Source organism: Pseudobutyrivibrio sp. OR37 (assembly GCF_900113655.1).
Classification (GTDB): domain Bacteria; phylum Bacillota; class Clostridia; order Lachnospirales; family Lachnospiraceae; genus Pseudobutyrivibrio.
On record NZ_FOQF01000076.1, the window covers coordinates 1 to 1,371 of the forward strand.

Consider the following 1,371-nt stretch of genomic DNA (forward strand, 5'->3'; position numbering starts at 1 on the left):
CTCTTACTGACTTTTCTTAGCTATTCAAAACCACTTAGAGAATTCTGTGGTTTCACAAAAGTTCCAGATGCTTCCAAAATAACTCGTTTTAAACAAGACTTTCTCTATGATTTGCAACTCGTCTTCGATAATCTAGTTGATGTTACAGAGCCTATCTGTCAGGCCATAGATGCTGCTAAAGCTGACATGACAATATTTGACTCATCTGGCATTGAAGCTTTTGTTACTGAAAACAATCCCAAGTATGCCAACCGTATAGTTAAGCAGTTAAAAGCTTATGCTAAAAATAATGGCTTCGATAAAGGTTATGATCCATACAAAGCAGCCTACGGTTCAATGCCTAGTCATGCATCTGCTAATCCAGAAATAAAACAACTATATATAAATGGTCATTTCTGTTATGTTTTCAAGTTTGGAATTGTGACGAACGGTTTAGGTATTGTTCGCCATATTTCCTTCTATAACAAAGATTTCATGGCATCTCATCCTGAGATAATCGTCGAGAAGAAATCAGATTCTCCTGACGAAGATAAATGTGTTCACGATGCGAAACTTTTAATCCCAACACTTAAGGATTTCTTTGATAAGCACCCTTTGATTAACCCAAAGACTTTTCTTGGAGATGCTGCATTTGATTCAGCGCTCCTATACAAAGAGTTACTAACTGGCAATACCTTTGGCAAAGATGCTCATTTCTCAAAAGCATATATTCCACTGAATGCGAGGTCAGGAATCAAAAATCCTGATTGTAAAATAAATGTAGATGGAATACCTTGTTGCCCTAATGATGATAGTCTTCCAATGAAATTTGAAAGTTCATCAACCAGAAAGAATGGGCTTGTTCGATTCAAGTTTGTATGCCCAAAAATCAAATATGTCTATGATAAAAACACAAAGAAATCGCATCGCAAATGCCTATGTGATAATCCATGTACATCATCTTCTTGCGGTCGAATGATTCATATCTATCCCGAAAAAGATCTTAGAGCTTATCCAGGAGCTATTCGTGGAACCCAAGAATGGGAATCAACTTATAAAATTAGGACCGCGGTTGAGCGAGACATTAATCACATCAAAGAAAACCTTTGCCTTGCTGGACGCAGAACTCAAAACGAAAAAACTCTTCATGCTGATCTGATACTTGCTGGAATAACTCAGCTTGTAACTGTCATTTTGGCTGATAAAATTAACCACCATGAATTTGTCCGTAGCCTGAAACCTTTAATCGCTTAGGACTTACCAACTTCATAAGTCAGGCTTATTTAGTGCGCCTAAAATTATCTTTCAAAAGTAATTCCGCGCCTATGCGCGAAATATCCGATTTTATAATCAAGATTGCGGACGAGCATCAGCGAGTTTCGCAATTACCTA

The 1,371-nt window shown here is 37.3% G+C and carries 1 pseudogene; it reads left to right on the forward strand.

The features are described 5' to 3' along the window. Nucleotides 1-1,138: pseudogene (locus tag BM097_RS15960) on the forward strand (ISNCY family transposase); the annotation flags it as partial. Nucleotides 1,139-1,371 lie beyond the last annotated feature (233 nt).